The sequence below is a fragment of the Nitrospira sp. genome (assembly GCA_024760545.1).
Taxonomy (GTDB): Bacteria; Nitrospirota; Nitrospiria; order Nitrospirales; family Nitrospiraceae; genus Nitrospira_D.
Window position 1 is genome coordinate 1,289,636 of sequence record CP060501.1, and the last position, 15,719, is coordinate 1,305,354.

Annotated in this window: 16 protein-coding genes; 10 read left to right on the forward strand and 6 right to left on the reverse strand. The window is 54.4% G+C overall.

Features of this window, described 5'->3' with window-relative positions; translation table 11 throughout:
- Positions 1-116: 116 nt before the first annotated feature.
- Both bfr (H8K03_06120) and bfr (H8K03_06125) read right to left on the reverse strand, forming a co-directional pair.
- Complete coding sequence (bfr, locus tag H8K03_06120; GenBank protein UVT21484.1) at positions 117-587, reverse strand: bacterioferritin; 471 nt, start codon at positions 585-587, stop codon at positions 117-119.
- A gap of 6 nt (positions 588-593) precedes the next feature.
- Complete coding sequence (gene bfr / locus H8K03_06125) at positions 594-1,070, reverse strand: bacterioferritin (GenBank protein ID UVT21485.1); 477 nt, start codon at positions 1,068-1,070, stop codon at positions 594-596.
- 276 nt (positions 1,071-1,346) lie between these two features.
- Here bfr (H8K03_06125) and H8K03_06130 point away from each other — a divergent pair, with 276 nt between their 5' ends.
- From H8K03_06130 to H8K03_06175, 10 genes are all read left to right on the forward strand, one after another.
- Positions 1,347-1,931 (forward strand): hypothetical protein, encoded by a 585-nt coding sequence (locus tag H8K03_06130; protein ID UVT21486.1) that lies wholly within the window; start codon positions 1,347-1,349, stop codon positions 1,929-1,931.
- Between the two features lie 113 nt (positions 1,932-2,044).
- Positions 2,045-2,581: a hypothetical protein gene (locus H8K03_06135; protein UVT22387.1), complete on the forward strand. Its 537-nt coding sequence runs from the start codon at positions 2,045-2,047 to the stop codon at positions 2,579-2,581.
- A 61-nt stretch (positions 2,582-2,642) separates the two neighbouring features.
- On the forward strand, positions 2,643-3,236 hold the full coding sequence (locus tag H8K03_06140) for a hypothetical protein (GenBank protein UVT21487.1): 594 nt from the start codon (positions 2,643-2,645) through the stop codon (positions 3,234-3,236).
- A 79-nt stretch (positions 3,237-3,315) separates the two neighbouring features.
- Entirely contained in the window at positions 3,316-3,717 is a 402-nt protein-coding gene (locus H8K03_06145; GenBank protein UVT21488.1) for a copper resistance protein CopC, read from the forward strand.
- Entirely contained in the window at positions 3,714-5,738 is a 2,025-nt protein-coding gene (locus tag H8K03_06150) for a CopD family protein (GenBank protein ID UVT21489.1), read from the forward strand. Before H8K03_06145 ends, H8K03_06150 begins: the two co-directional genes overlap by 4 nt.
- A gap of 359 nt (positions 5,739-6,097) precedes the next feature.
- Positions 6,098-6,916 carry a methane monooxygenase/ammonia monooxygenase subunit C gene (locus H8K03_06155; GenBank protein UVT21490.1) on the forward strand — a complete coding sequence of 273 codons (819 nt, stop codon included), beginning with the start codon at positions 6,098-6,100 and terminating at the stop codon, positions 6,914-6,916.
- A gap of 118 nt (positions 6,917-7,034) precedes the next feature.
- Positions 7,035-7,877, forward strand: a complete 843-nt coding sequence (locus H8K03_06160; protein UVT21491.1) for a methane monooxygenase/ammonia monooxygenase subunit A — start codon at positions 7,035-7,037, stop codon at positions 7,875-7,877.
- Positions 7,874-9,133, forward strand: a complete 1,260-nt coding sequence (locus H8K03_06165) for a methane monooxygenase/ammonia monooxygenase subunit B (GenBank protein ID UVT21492.1) — start codon at positions 7,874-7,876, stop codon at positions 9,131-9,133. The genes H8K03_06160 and H8K03_06165 overlap by 4 nt, the downstream gene beginning before the upstream one ends.
- Before the next feature lie 456 nt (positions 9,134-9,589).
- Entirely contained in the window at positions 9,590-10,318 is a 729-nt protein-coding gene (locus H8K03_06170) for a hypothetical protein (GenBank protein ID UVT21493.1), read from the forward strand.
- A 249-nt stretch (positions 10,319-10,567) separates the two neighbouring features.
- A complete protein-coding gene (locus H8K03_06175) occupies positions 10,568-11,263 on the forward strand; it encodes an MOSC domain-containing protein (protein UVT22388.1) in 696 nt (231 codons plus the stop codon).
- Positions 11,264-11,372: 109 nt separating this feature from the next.
- Here H8K03_06175 and H8K03_06180 read toward each other — a convergent pair whose 3' ends face one another.
- The 4 genes from H8K03_06180 to H8K03_06195 all read right to left on the reverse strand — a co-directional run bounded on the left by H8K03_06180 (position 11,373) and on the right by H8K03_06195 (position 15,692).
- Positions 11,373-11,963 carry a NapC/NirT family cytochrome c gene (locus H8K03_06180; protein ID UVT21494.1) on the reverse strand — a complete coding sequence of 197 codons (591 nt, stop codon included), beginning with the start codon at positions 11,961-11,963 and terminating at the stop codon, positions 11,373-11,375.
- Positions 11,964-11,965: 2 nt separating this feature from the next.
- The gene (locus H8K03_06185) at positions 11,966-12,694 is read right to left on the reverse strand and encodes a cytochrome C554 (protein UVT21495.1); all 729 of its coding nucleotides are present in this window, start codon (positions 12,692-12,694) and stop codon (positions 11,966-11,968) included.
- Between the two features lie 164 nt (positions 12,695-12,858).
- Positions 12,859-13,833, reverse strand: coding sequence for a hydroxylamine oxidation protein HaoB (gene haoB / locus H8K03_06190; GenBank protein ID UVT21496.1), 975 nt, complete (start codon positions 13,831-13,833; stop codon positions 12,859-12,861).
- A gap of 80 nt (positions 13,834-13,913) precedes the next feature.
- The gene (locus H8K03_06195) at positions 13,914-15,692 is read right to left on the reverse strand and encodes a hydroxylamine reductase (protein UVT21497.1); all 1,779 of its coding nucleotides are present in this window, start codon (positions 15,690-15,692) and stop codon (positions 13,914-13,916) included.
- Positions 15,693-15,719: the final 27 nt, after the last annotated feature.

Below are 15,719 nucleotides of genomic sequence, written 5' to 3' on the forward strand. Positions count from 1 at the left end.
GAGCATCAGGCATGTTTGACTTCATGGCGCCCGTAAGCAGCCGATGTTGTAAGCGATGGGGCTCTCGCCCTTAGGGCTTTTGTGAACCGCACGTACCGAACAGGATGGACGAGTCACTACTTCTTGATGTGCTCCGAAAGAAATCGATCGAGACCGACCTGCTCGATCGTCCGCAGTTGCGTTTCGAACCAGTCAACGTGCTCTTCCGAATCCTCAATCATATGCTCCAGCAGGTGACGCGTTGTGAAATCATTCACCTTGGCGCAATGTGCGATCGCCTTTCGGAGCAATTCAACATCTTCACGTTCGAACTCCAGGTCAGCTCGAAACAGGGCCACTGCATCCCGCCCCTGTGCGACCGTATCGAGCTGTTCCACATCCGGCGTCCCGTCTAGGTACAAGATATGGTCCATCAGCCCGGCTGAATGTTGCACTTCTTCAGTTGCCAGATGGCTGAAGTGCTCATGCAGCCGTTCATATCCCCAATTCTTGCACATAGCGGCATGCAGCAGATACTGGTGCACAGCCGTTAATTCGGCTTGTAATACCTGGTTGAGACGTTCAACGACCCCTTCTTTGGCTTTCATGCTGCCTCAGGATTCTTTCTTGATTTGTTCGGCGAGGTAATTCTCCAGACCGACTTGTTTGATGGTATCAAATTGGGTTTCGATCCAATCGATATGGGCGTCGACATCTTTCGCCATGTCTTCGAGCATGTGCCGCGTCGTGAAATCGGTGACCTTGGTGCAATGCACGATGCCTTCATTCAGTAAGCTCAGCATCTCCTGCTCTGCCTTCAAGTCCAATTTAAGCTGTTCAGGAACGGTCTCACCGACCTGGACAGCGTTCATTCGCTGCATATTGGGCACACCTTCCAGGTACAGAATATGACCGATGAGTTCATCGGCATCCTTCATCTCATCGATGCTCCGTTCGCGCACTTTATGCTGGAGGCGTTCATACCCCCAGTTTTCGCACATTTTGGCATGGACGAAATACTGATTGATGGCGGTCAAATCCGCCGTCAGGATTTTGTTGAGGATGTTGACGACCCCTTCTTTTGCTTTCATGATACGTTCTCCTTTCTTGCTACGCCCGCTGTCTTATTGCCATTATCACCACGTCTGATCGATATCGTCAACTCGAGAAATAGTTCCATTTCGAGTTTACTTCTCAGTTTCAGATGACATGAATTCTCAGTCTCACAGGCTGCGCCCATAGCAGAAGTGAGGCCGTCTTCTAGTGCGCACCAAGACGCGTGGTTCGACTACTTGAAAGAGCGGTCTGCAGGATGGTAAATTCCGTCGAATATCGACCGTCTGAAATTTGACACGACAGATGACCTCATGATCAAGCAGGCAAGACGTATCGGCCCGCTTCTTTTTCTATTCGTTCTCGCGGCGACATTGAACCCCGGCACCATCATGGCGCACGGAAACGTGTCGATCGAAGAGGACACCTGTGTGCGCAGAATCGGTGGCAACCTGGTGCACTTCAGCGCATACCAACCCCAAATTGAGCCGAAAGCTCAATACTGCACGGACATCCCTGATGTGGGCGATACCTTTCTGGTCGTGGATCTGGTCGACCCAAGCCTGCGGACACTGCAGGTTGGGGTCAAAATCGTCCAAGGGGTCAATGAAAACGAGCAAGACGAGGCCAAGACAGTGGCGTTTTGGAAGCCGGCTTCTCACCCGGACGGTGTCGTGAGGGGCGAAGCCAAATTGGACAAGGGTCTGTATAAGGTCATCATCACTGCAGAAGGGCTGAGCCCTTCATCGTATTTGCTGCGAGTGCAACAGGTCGACTATTCAAAACTCGGACGCGCAGCACTGGGGCCTTTGGCATTGCTGCTGGTACTCGGGATAGTCGGGTATGAGCTCTCGAAGTCGGTCAAAGTGCGGGGTTGGTTTGCCCGACGCCGCACATGAACAGCCGGGCATGACATGTCAATATCTAAGCATTCACTTTACCATTCCAGAGAGGGATCGTCATGAGGCCTTTCGTAAACCTAAAGCTGACGGTTGGATGTGCAGTATTTGTTATGGGTGCTCTCTTGTCTTCACAAGTCCATGCTCACGGTGGGCTATCCATGGCCGAGGACATGTGCAAACTCACGGTTGGGCCCTTTATGATGCACTTCAGCGGCTACCAACCTGAGAACACACAGGAAAAGCAATTTTGTGAAGATATCCCGGCGACTGGCCAAACGATTGTCGTCCTAGATTACATCGAACAAGAACTTCGCACGCTACCCGCCGAAGTTCGCATTATCAAGGACACCGGCTCGGAGGACAATCTTGAGGCGAATACGGTCTTCCACCTTCCAGCAAAGGTGTATCCCAATGGTTCCATCGATTTTACGTACACTTTTGACAAGCCGGGGAAATTCGTCGGCATGGTCACCGTGGGCGACAAGCAGCAGCATATCTCCCGGTTTCCATTCTCGGTAGGAGAGCCGAAGTTTTTTTCAAAATTCCTTAACATCTATATGGTTCCCGTAGCGGCCGTGATCATCGTAGTGGGGATTGTGTTTTTCATGCGCGATCGCCGCAAACCGTCGCAGATAGCGGTTTCCTAAGGTAGCAACTGCGACAGAGTCGCTACGAATGATAGGGACCAGAGAAAGAAGAGGTTTGAAAATGTCCCGTCACTTTCTGATTCGTGTATGGGTGTGTTGTTTGTTGATTCTGGTCGCAGCTCCGTTCTCGGCGCTGGCCCAGCATGGACACGAATTGGCGACAGACACCTGTGTCCTGCATATCGGACCCTACAAGATGTACTTCAACAGCTACCAGCCTGACAGCTATTACGATAAGCAATTCTGCCAGGAACTACCGGGGCTGGGAAACACGGTCCTGGTTCTTGATTATGTGGAACAGGAGCTTCGCTCGATCCCGGTGGAAGTGCGTATCATCAGAGATACCGGCTCGGAGGACAATCTCGAAGCCATCACCGTCACACACCTCCCTGCCAAGGTTTACCCAACCGGATCCATCGACGTGAAATACAACTTTGACAAGCCCGGTAAGTTCGTCGGACTGGTATCAATCGGCGAAAAGCGCGAGCACGTCTCACGCTTTCCTTTCTCAGTCGGTGAAACAGGAGCCGTTTCACACCTGCAACACTATATGATGCTTATTCTGCCTGTCTTGGTCGGTATCGCTGTCGTTGTATTCTTCGCCTTTCGCGATCGTCGTAAACCTTCGGAAATCACCCGTGCCGTAGGCGGCTGACCCATCGCTGAAGCGATATTCTAAACAGCCAGACGCGTCACGTTTTCTCGGGTGCAGCAATCGGGCACGAGGAGGAATAATGATCGGCTCACCACGCAGGCGTACGTTTGTGCGCTTCATTTTGATCGTGACATTCGCCCTGGGAATGCCCATCACCTCGGCCTTTGCGCATTCTATGCTGGTCAAGGCGGAGCCTCCACGACGAGCCGTCCTCACCAAGTCGCCGACTCAAGTGCGGTTGTGGTTCAACGAGAAAATTGAAGGTGATTACGCCTCGCTCGTGGTCCTCGATGCCAAGAAGCAGCCGATCACCGACTTGAAACCCACCCTCGCCCCGGATGACCAAAAATCGATTCTACTGCCATTACCGGAGTTGGCACCCGGCAAGTATTCTGTAAAATTTCGTGTCCTCTCCGTCGATGGTCACGTAGTCGAATCTGCCTTCGACTTTACCGTAAAGGGCGAAGTTCAAAGGAAATGATCGAGGCTGCCGGTGCGCTGTTCCGCTTTCTGCAACTAGCGTCCAACATGATATTGATCGGTGGTTGCATCTTTTTAGCAATCGCCGAGCAGACATTCGCCGGCTCCGGACATCCGTGGCCGACCCACCTAAAAAAGACCTTTCCCTGGCTGGCACTTGCAATTCTGATTGGGCTATTCGGTCTTTTGGCGACCACCACTGCGCAAGCGACCGGAGTCCCTGAAAATGCCTGGAATCCACAAGCCTGGTTGGATTTCTTGCAAAAGACCAGAATCGGCCTTATTTGGGTCCTACGTGCGACCAGCGCTCTCGCGGTTCTTGCGATTGTCCTGTACGTTCTGAATGCGTCCGCGGCACGATGGCGCTACGTCCTGTGTGCATCAGCCGCTGCGCTGACCTTGGCCCTCGGCTCACTCGCCAGCCATTCGGCAGCCGAAGAACAAGCGCTGCTCGCTACCTTGTCCTATGCCGTGCATCTTATCGTGGCCAGCGCCTGGTTCGGCGGCCTCCCGGGAGTCATCCTGGTCGCCTCTTCATCCGCCGGCGCCACGACAGGCTCGACCGAACAAAGAACGCGCGCCAGCGACGTGTTGAACCGGTTTTCAGCGATAGCTCTCCCCACGATGATCGCCGTCGTCGCGTCAGGCGTCGTCGTGGCCAATCGTATGATTGACACCAATTATGCCGGACTGGTCGCAACCACTTATGGCTGGCTCCTCATCACAAAGGTGACGTTACTTGCCGTCATTCTTTCCATCGCCTCGCGAGCAAAGTCTGTTTGGGTACCATCACTCAAGCAGAGTTCTGAAACAGCCGTAGCGGCCGGACAAAAGCTCACGACATGGGTCAAAATCGAGTTTCTCCTCGCCATCCTCTTGGTGATCGTTGCGACCTTACTGGCCAATGCTGTCCCCGCCAAGCATGACATCATTGATAACTGGCCCTATCCATTCCGTTTCTCGATCGACGCCACGTGGGGCGACTGGCTTGTACGGACTCTCGTAGGGGTTGGAATCGTGTTCCTCATGCTAACCGCCGCGACGATCATTCTCGGTCGTCGGAAAAGCTGGAAGGCCTCGTGGCGGATCGCGGTGCCGACAGTCCTGGGGATCTTCGGACTCGCCGCAACCTTCTATCCCATCGCCGTGCAATCGTACCCGGAAACGTATAGGAAAACCCCGGTACCGTTCGATGCCATTTCCATCGCAAACGGTGTCGAGCTCTTTACCGGAAATTGCATTCCTTGTCATGGACCCCAAGCAAAAGGGAACGGTGTGCTGGCCAAGACGTTACCGAAACAACCGGTAGACCTTCTCACGGAGCCTCATACCGCCATGCACACGGCGGGCGATTTCTTCCATTGGCTGACCTACGGGCGATTCAACGGGATCATGCCGCCCTTCGGCGAAAAATTCTCCGAGGAGGAGCGCTGGGATGTGCTGAACTTTCTTCATGCCAATTCCCGAGGGTATCAATCGAGAATCATTACCCCCCGCATTCTCCCTGAGCAACCGTTCATGGCTACGCCCAACTTCTCGTACACGGGGCACGACGGGTCGAGCGGCACCTTGAAGGATTTTCGCGGGAAACAAGCCGTGCTGCTCGTTCTCTTCTCCTGGCCGGAGTCGCGCGGGCGGCTTGACCAATTACGCACGGCTGCCGCCACGATCACCGGAAAGAATACGGCCATCTTGGCAGTTCCCATGACCGACCTGCCTCCGGATGAACTTGCCGCGGCCATTCACGGTATGCCCTTTCCTGTCGTCACGCAGGGCGCACGAGAGATCGCCCGCAGCTATGCCCTCTTCCGTCGAACCCTCTCCATTCCGGACCTGTTCGGTGAAGGGACACGCCCGAAGCACATGGAATTTCTCTTTGACCGCTACGGGTATTTGCGGGCGCGATGGATCCCTGATGGCGACGGGTCGGGATGGACGGATATTGCTTTCCTGGCACAGCAGATCACCCAACTCAATCAAGAGCGAGAGATCTTGCCTCCTCCCGGCGATCACGTTCATTGAAGAATGTTCTTGTGTAGTCGACCGGACCATTTCCGTTTAAACAGAACACCCTACATAAGACTGGTCCGCAGGCAGAACTGGGGCAAGAAACCACACCGGCTCACCTTGACTTCCAACACCTACAAGAGTATACCTGCGGGCGCACAAGCCAGACCTTCCATTTACGCTGTCTGCAAAGGGTTTAGCTGGCCTCACCCATGATATTTTGCTTGACTCGTCTTGAAGCTTTGTCGGATACTTGTTCACCTTTTCGCGGGTCCTTCCACTGGAATAAATTCATAACGTGTGGCGGGATCTTTTCTCTGGAATCTAGCATTCGGTAGCTGCACACTTTCATTTAACACAAGGAGGTAGGGGACATGGCAGCTGACAGTTCGGGGCGAGGGTATGACATTTCGCAGTGGTATGACTCGAAGCCGGTGAAGTTGGGCTGGCTGGCGATTCTGGGGATCGGGGTGTTTTGGGTGCTGTATCAACGGGCGTTCGGGTACTCGCACGGGTTAGACTCCATGACCCCCGAGTTCGATTCGGTGTGGATGGGGCTGTGGCGGTTTAACATCTTAGCGAACGCGGTGTTCTTTGCGACGACGATCGGGTGGATCTGGGTGACGCGGGATCGGAACCTGGCGAACCTGGACCACAAGCTGGAGCTGAAGCGGTACTTTTACTGGATGGGCTGGCTCGTCTGCTACATCTGGGGGGTGTACTACGCGGGCAGCTACACGTTAGAGCAAGATGCGGCGTGGCACCAAGTGATCATCCGGGACACGAGCTTCACGGCGAGCCACATTGTGGCGTTCTACGGGACGTTCCCGTTGTACATCACGTGCGGCGTGGCGAGCTACCTGTATGCGCAGACGCGGTTACCGCTGTACGCCCAGGCGACGTCGTTCCCGCTGGTGGCGGCGGTGGTGGGGCCGATGTTCATCCTGCCGAACGTGGGGTTGAACGAGTGGGGGCATGCGTTCTGGTTCGTCGATGAATTGTTCTCGGCCCCGTTGCACTGGGGCTTTGTGACGTTGGGGTGGTGCGGGTTGTTCGGCGCGGCAGGCGGCGTGGCGGCGCAGATCGTGAGCCGGATGTCGAATCTGGCGGACGTGATCTGGAACAACGCGCCGAAGAGCATCCTGGATCCGTTCCCCAGCCAGGTGGGCCCCGGGCACAAGACCGTGTACTAAACGGGAATGGCGAGCAGTCCAAATAACCATGAGGTCGGCATGAGAGGGTGGTTTCGGCGCTCGAAGTACTGAGCGTCGGGCCAGCCTCAGCCGGCTGGAATGACGGAGGATGTCAGTTATGTTTAGAACCGATGAGATTATTAAGGCCTCGAAGTTGCCGCCGGAAGGCGTGGCGATGTCCAGGCACATCGATTACATTTATTTCATTCCGATCTTGTTTGTGACCATCGTGGGCACGTTCCACATGCACTTCGACCTGCTGGCGGGCGACTGGGATTTCTGGATTGATTGGAAGGATCGGCAGTGGTGGCCGATCGTGACGCCCGTCACGGCGATTACCTTTTGTGCGGCTCTCCAATATTACAATTGGGTGAACTATCGCCAGCCCTTTGGGGCGACGATCACCATCCTGGCGCTGCTGGCCGGGAAGTGGGTGACGATCGTGGCCGCCTGGTGGTGGTGGTCGAACTATCCGTATAACTTCGTCATGCCGTCCACTCTGCTGCCGAGCGCGCTGGTGCTGGACATCGTCTTGTTGTTGACCCGGAACTGGACGTTGACGGCGGTGATCGGCGCGTGGCTGTTTGCCGCGTTGTTCTATCCGACCAACTGGGCCATCTTCGCCTATAGCCATACGCCGCTCGTCATCGACGGCACCTTGCTGTCGTGGGCGGACTACATGGGCTTTGCGTATGTTCGGACCGGGACGCCGGAGTACATTCGGATGATCGAAGTGGGCTCGCTGCGCACGTTCGGCGGGCACAGCACCATGATCTCCTCGTTCTTCGCGGCGTTCGCGTCGTCGTTGATGTACATCCTGTGGTGGCAGTTCGGGAAGTTCTTCTGCACGTCCTACTTCTACCTGACGGATGACCGGCAGCGGACGACCAAAGTGTACGATGTGTTCGCGTACGCCACGTTGGCGAACCAGGACAAGGCCAAAGTCGGAGGGAAAGCATGAACGCCAAACACGCCTTTAAACTCTGGATAATGGGAATTTGCGGGGTGGCGACGCTGGCATTCACGCCGGTTCTCGATATCACTCCTGCATTCGCTCACGGAGAGCGATCGCAGGAACCATTCCTGCGGATGCGTACCGTGAATTGGTACGACACTGAATGGGTTGGAAAGTCGACCAAGGTTAATGATGTGACAGAGCTGCGGGGCAAGTTTCATTTGTCCGAGGATTGGCCTCGTGCGGTTGTCAAACCGACACGGACGTTCCTCAACATCGGTTCTCCCAGTTCCGTCTTTGTGCGTCTCAGCTCAAAGATCAATGGGACGCCAATGTTTGTTGCGGGTCCCATGGAAATTGGCCGAGATTACGAGTATGTGGTCGTCTTGAAGGCTCGACTCCCCGGCCATCATCACATCCATCCGATGTTTGCCGTTAAGGATGCCGGTCCGATCGCAGGGCCAGGTGGATGGATGGACATCACGGGTCGATATGAGGATTTCACCAATCCGATCAAGACCCTTACCGGAGAAACGTTCGACTCAGAAACGATGGGTACTGCCACCGGTATCATGTGGCACCTGTTCTGGGCGGCCGTGGCCATCTTCTGGGTCGGCTTCTTCATGATCCGGCCGATGTACCTGGTCCGTGCACGGGTGCTGGCAGCGTATGGGGATGAGATTCTGCTTGACCCCATCGATCGGAAGGTCGGAGCTGCGGTGTTGATCTTCGTGTTGGTCGTGGTGGTCGTCGGATACTTGGCGGCAGATTCACGCCATCCTGTCAGTGTACCGCTTCAGGCCGGTGAGACCAAGGTCAAGCCGATGCCGATCAAGCCGAACCCGTTCGTGGTGGAAGTCACTCACGCTGAATACGACGTCCCAGGCCGGGCCTTGCGCATGACTCTTCATGCGACCAACAACGGAACCGAGCCTGTGACCATCGGTGAATTCACGACCGCTGGTATCCGGTTTACCAACAAGATGGGGGCAACCAAACTTGATCCAAACTATCCGGCTGAGCTAGTCGCATCAGCCGGCTTGACGATGGACAATGAAGCCCCAATCCTGCCTGGTCAGACGGTCGACATCAAGATTGAGTCCAAGGACGTTCTGTGGGAAGTGCAGCGGTTGGTGGACATCCTCCACGATCCGGATCAGCGCTTCGCAGGATTGTTGATGTCCTGGACCGAGAAGGGTGATCGACTTATCAATCCGATCTGGGCTCCGGTTCTCCCTGTCTTTACACGACTGGGCGCCTAGAGCACTGTTCGTCTAGTAAGACGCCGATCCGTCCCTATCGCAAGATAGCAAGGCGGGTCGGCGTTTTTCTTTCCTCTCTTACTCGTGATGCTGGTTCCTTCCTTCAACATAATCTCCCTTCAGATTCGATACTCGTACGGTTCTTCCAAAGGGCATAAGCGAAAATTAGTTTCATTTATGACATTTCAGATGTCCGGGTTGAAGGACGATCGATGACTTCACCAGATCTTGCCCGTTCGTCGAGGGTCCTGTATGATACCTGCGGAATTACACAATCTGGCTTCACCAAATCCCATTATTCTTAAGCAGCATATCGCACATGCGCTCTGCTCTATAGACTCCATTTGACCCATGGACGCCCCTTCGAGTACCCCTCAGCTTGGAACTTGGTTCAATGCCGCAGAGCGGATTGCCCTCCGGCATTTTCCAAAATCAGGCACCCTTGATGCGCATCGAATGCGTGATTATGTGATTGCCGCATTTACATTCCTCTGCGTTGGTGTCAGTTCTCTGTTTGAGATCAGCGCGAGCGTTGAGCGGCAACAGACGTTAGGAGTGCTCGCGTGGCTTTGTCTTGGAGCGTTGTTGTTTGGAGAAAGCAGAGAGACCCGAATGCAGGTCGTGATTGCCGTTCTGTTTGCCACGGTCGGCGAGCATTTTGCCTCTATCTATATGGGTGGTTACACATATAGGTTTGAGAACGTGCCTGCCTACGTCCCGCCAGGTCACGGAATGGTGTACCTAACTGCGGTCGCGTTAGCGCGATCGGGCCTGTTTGTACGGCATCCCGGAAGAATAGCGATCTTCGTGGTGGGAATATGGGGCACCTGGTCTCTCTGGGGGGTCAGTGGGTTCCCTGACCGCGGAGATGCGGTCGGCGCCTTGCTGTTCTGCATATTTTTAGCATGGCTGATTATCGGCCGTTCGCCGATGGTATACCTTGCCGCCTTTTTCATTACGACATGGTTGGAATTGATCGGTACTGCCGTCGGCGCTTGGCAATGGGCGGCTATCGACCCGCTATTGGGATGGCCTCAGGGGAATCCGCCCAGTGGAGTTGGTGCCTGGTACTGTTTGGTAGACGCAGTCGCTATTGGAGGCGCAGGACCTACCTTACGTGGAATCAAACGTATCTGCGAGTGGTACAGAGCCGGAAGAATCTTGAATAGAACCGGTAACTCCTGAAGCTCGTTCCGGGGTGAAAGACCTCACCATAGACTTTTATCTTCGCTGCACCACATATCATTTTTAACTAAGACCTCCTGCTGCAGCAGGATTCAAATACTGTCGTACGAGTTATGGGTGAGAACCTCCTATAGCATGGGACTCCTAGGTGTCATCTCATGTATCGAGGTCATATTTATGATTATCCGACCGATTTATTGAGCTCAGGAGCTGATCTTGAACGACTCCAGCGCCGCAAAAGTGCTTTCTGTGCAAGTTGGACTACCGAGGACCGTGGGGAACGGCGACTCGCCGAATCCTCTGGATCAGGTCTGGACCACAGGGTTTTTTAAGGAGCCGACTTCTGGATTTGTGTGGCTGGGACGGACTAATCTCTCCGGTGACGGGCAGGCAGACCTTGAGAACCACGGCGGGCCAGAAAAAGCCGTCAATGCCTACCCTATCGAGCACTACCTTTATTGGACAGAGGCCTTAGCGTTATCAGACCTCCCTCTTGGAGCCTTTGGTGAAAACTTCACAACTGAGGGTCTATTAGAGAACACTGTTTGTATCGGAGATGTGTTTGAGATTGGGGATTCCCTGGTCCAAGTATCCCAACCAAGACAACCATGTTGGAAATTGGCTCGCCGCTGGCGGGTAAAGGATTTAGCTGTTCAGGTCCAAGAAACAGGTCGGACAGGGTGGTATTTCCGGGTGCTCCGGGAAGGCCGAGTTCAAGCGGGAAGTACATTGACCCTGATTGAACGGCCATGCCCACGATGGACCGTGGCAGCTGCTAATAGGGTGATGCACGACGATATGAACAATGTGGATCTTGCCAGAGATCTTGCGGACTGCACCTACCTCTCTCCAAGATGGCGAAGCAAGCTCACGCGACGTGCAGACACTGGGACAATCGAGAATACGTCATCAAGGCTGGATGGGCCAAAGGGAGGGAGCAAGTAGCGAGCTAATCTTTCCGCGTTCGCGCAAATGAGAAAGCCAGGACTGCATCACAATGATTGTGTCCAGTCCTGGCTTCTCGGCAACCCGCAACTATTTCGCTTAGCTTCTCTTATTCGTCTTCGTCGTCGTCATCCTTCTTCTTTTTGACCTCTTTCAGCACAGGACGTCCCTGAGCAAGGCTCGCGTTCAGATCGTGCTCTGGTACTTTCTTGTGCACCAGATTTTGATGACAGTCTATACACGTGGCCCCTTCGCTCTGCATCTTGGCATGCGCGGCCTTGGCTGAAGCACCTGGCGGTTTCGTGTTCTTATGGCAAGCTCGGCACGTCAGGCTGTCCCACTCCTTCAGCTTCATACGAGCCCGGTAAGCAGCCTCTGGGCGATGCTCATTGAACTTTTCGACAGTTGAATAGTCAGTGGTAAATTCCTTGATCAGGAATGGCACGCCGTCTACCACGTGCGTATAAATGGCCTTGTGGAAATTGGACAGGCCCTGTGGCACGTGACAATCCTTACAGCCTGGATCCATCCCTATTGCCCCCCAATGCGAAGACTTCTTCAGCTCCTCATAGGGGTAAATTTCGGAATGGCAGCTGATGCAGAATTCCGTTCGAGAGACAGCCGCCTCACCGCCAAATACCACAACGATGAAAACAATCGTGAGAATTGCGCCTGTTACAAGAGTCCCCATCTTCCCCATCGTTAGTCATCCCCCGCCTTGTCTGACTTCACCGGAGGCTTGGCTGATTTCTGGAACTCTTCATGGAACTTCGGCATGGGTGGACCCGTGAAGGTACCCGCCAGCTTGAAATGCGCATGCATGGCCTTGTCATCACGGACGGACTTTTCAAAATCAAATTCATACTTCTTATCCACCTTGGGTGTGAATGGAGTGTACGGCTTCTTCACACCTTTCCACGGCGATCCTTCATAGTTCAGGTGGCAGGCATTGCACTTCTCCTGAAACTCAAACTCCTGGCCAGCCTCAACAAGATTGGCCCGCTCCATCGTCTTCTGGGACTTTTCAAAAGCTTCCCCTGCTTTTCTATGAATCTTCCGGTAATCGCTACCGGCCCCGTGGCAGGATTCGCAACCCACACCGGTCAAGAACTTCTCCGGTTCTTCGATGACGTAGCCACCTTCCTTACCGAACCCATCAACGTGGCATCCAACGCAATCCTTGTCTTTTGTATAGTCCTTCTTAGGGTCCAGCTTGGCCTTGACCATCGCCTCGTCCTTCTTCTTGCCTCTGCTGGGCTTGAGCGACTCCATCGCCTTACCATGGAGAGTCTTTTCCCATGCCTCACCCTCGCCTTTATGACAGTTGAAGCACTTTTTCCGGCCTTCAAATGTCCCTTCGGCAGAAGCTGTCCCCGCCACTACTAGAAATACCGCCGCAGCGGCAAATGCGAACACAATGCGACGATTCACGGCATCTCCTTTCCGATGAATGTATGATTAATGTCGGTGATCATCCTTTTATCTCGTTGATCTGGATCTTTATCTAGTCTCTTATTCTGAATCTCCAGCTTCATGTCTTCCGCTCGATGCGAGCTCAGTTTACCATGAGCTATGCGGGACTGCTACTCAGATAATTAGGATTTATTGTCATTCACACTGCTTGAGGCAGATGGAATTTTGTAGACCCAGTATCCACCTTGTTTGTGGACAACTTGTAACGCTTCAAAATCAACCGGCTTTGAATTCATTAGCGGGAGCATTTGGGACAATAATGTCTTCCCTTTTTTACTTTCATTTAAGAAGTAGGCACGCACCGCTTTTTCCGACAGAGACTGAAGCGTGTAGGTATCGTAGCCATTCTCCTTCATCCATGCCTTTACCTGCCCAACCAGTCCATGGACGTTACCCGTCAATGGAAAATCTTTAAAAGCAATGTCGAGCCGATCCGGTCGCATGAGGCCAAGCTTATAGAGGTCAGCCGGATGAACGACGATATAAGCTTCCTGGGAGCCGACAAATTCTCGAAGCATGGCTGCCCCTTTGCTCGGCTCAGAGGCTAATATATCGGCAAAATTCTGGAACCTCTTCTGCTCCTCAGCGGATCCTTCCGCTCCCCAGAACTGTCGTTCGTACTTGCTGATAACCTCAGTTCGTTCCTTCCAATAAGAAGGAGTGATCAAAGGCTGCCCCAGATGAGATGTGAAGACAGTATGTCGATCGGATAACAGCCCGAGTTGACGTGATGTGTCCCACCAGGCGAGAAGGACGGCGTCTTTTGGAACATGTTTCGTAATATCAACGGCGACTGCAGCCAATTCAGGAAGATCGCCCCCCATCGCCCCAATTGGCTCAGAAAGCAGATTCTCCCAGTTTAAGAAAACTGACGATCCAGCGCCTCTACTTGCGCGGTAGGCAATGGCAATGGGTTTGTCCACTGATTGAACGTGAAGTTCATATTTACTGATTTTCAAATCCGGCCAGTTCTGCAACGCAAGATTGTCAAATTTGGTCACAGGACCTTCATCGACCAGCTGATAGCTATACGGAGCAGGCGCGGGTTTAAACCAAAGATACGCAACCCATCCGCTCAGAAAAAGACCTCCCGTCACCAGGAGGAGTCCCAGTGACGGGAGGAATTTAGCCCCTGACGGATGTGACACGGGCGCGCCCAGAGACGGAGCGGATGAGATCAATTATCCTTCCTTCCGCGCCTCCGCCATCCGGCAATTGCGATCGTCCCGGCCAACATCATCCCGCCCCCGATCCCGCCGAGGGAGAGCTTGCCGGTTTCACTGTCCAGATCCAGCATGCTGTGCTTGACCTGACTCTCGAGCTTCGCCACCCGTGCTTGGAGGGCGAGATTCTCTTTCAGCCGCGTGTCGTCATCCATGATTTCGACATAGGCGCGATTCATGGCCGCCCATCCCACCGTATAGGTATAGCCCCAATACTGGTGGGCCAAGCTCACGTGCAATTGCACCAGGTGATCTTCGGCCATTTCGAACAGTTTCAACTCATTGGCCGCCGGGTTGTTCCCCTTCGACCAATAAATCTGGAAGAACTTCTCAAACCCATCGGTCTCCGGGGCCGGGGGCGCCGGACGGTTGGTCTTCTGCCCGGTCAAGAGGCCCGCCTTGTACTGCTCTTCGACAGTATGATGGGCTTCATCGTACTTATCCAACCCGGAGAAGGTCCCGTTGTCCATGAACTCCAACCAGGCCCGGGCGTACGTCTCGGAGTGACATTGCGTACAGGTCTTCACCCAGGCATCGTTCCGCTTTTCGGCCCAGTCGGTCTTGATGTTCTCGCGGATGCCGGGCACGAAGGGATAGTTGGCCCAGCGCACTTTCCGCACGACGTTGTGGGCAATCTTGCCCTGATATTCCATGTGGCAGTACTGACAGGTCGGCGCGGTGGCCGCCCCTTTGCCGATCGCGTCCTTGATGGGGATGTTGAAGTTCCAATGCGCTTTGTCGCGTTGATACTTCAAGCCATGTTTGGACAGGTTGTAGGCTTCCCAGTTGTTGTGGTCGGCCCCGCTGTGGCACTGGGCGCAGACTTCCGGCTTGCGCGATTCGGCCGCGGAAAACTCGTGCCGCGCATGGCAGGTATCGCACTTGTTCTGATTGACGTGGCAGCCCGTGCAGCCGTCGGCGATTTCCCGCTGCGGCATCCCGGCATAGACTTCCACTTCGACGTTGGCGCGATAGTCCAACGCATGGGAGGGCCGGCCCTTCGGCCATTGATCCTTGGGCCACGTGATGGTGTCCCGCTCGGACTCGCGTTCCGCAAACTCTTGTAAGTGGCAGGTGCCGCAGGTGTCGGCGGTCGCCAATCGAATGTCTTTGCGGTGATCGGCCTTGTTCTTGGTGTTGATGTCGAAGTGACAGTCGATGCAGCCGACTTCCTTGAGGTTCTCGCCTTTGCCGAGCTTGCCGATCGAGCGCAGGTTGTCTTCGATGGCCTCCAGCTTGGCCTTCTTATAGAAGGTCTCGTCTTTCGGCGTGAGCTTCCGGACCTTGTCCAGGTTCGCGTGGGTGCTCTTCTTCCACGCGGCCACCCAGCCCGGGGATTCGTCGGTGTGGCACTTGACGCATTGTTCCCGGCTCGCCACTTCTTTCACCGCTTGGGGCGGCTTATAGAAGGTATGCGGGTCAAAGTACTTGCTGAAGGAGACGGGCTGCCAATACTCCCCGTACTTCCCCTTCCCGACCCCGTTCTGCGCCGGATCCATGTACCGCTTCAGCAGCGCTTCGTACAGGTCCTTCGGCGAGGCTGACCGCTCGATCTTCAGCGCCTCATACGTCTCCTTCGGCACGGTGGGGAAATCCGCCTGCGCTTGGGCCGCTACCAATACGCCGCAGACCACCAAGGCATACTTCACCAAATGCTTGACTCCCACAGTAGTACTCCTTCCGTTTGAGAGGCAGTGCGCACTTTTCTTCAAAAAAATGTTCGTCGAAAGCATATTCATTTTCGGCAGTAAGGTCTTTCT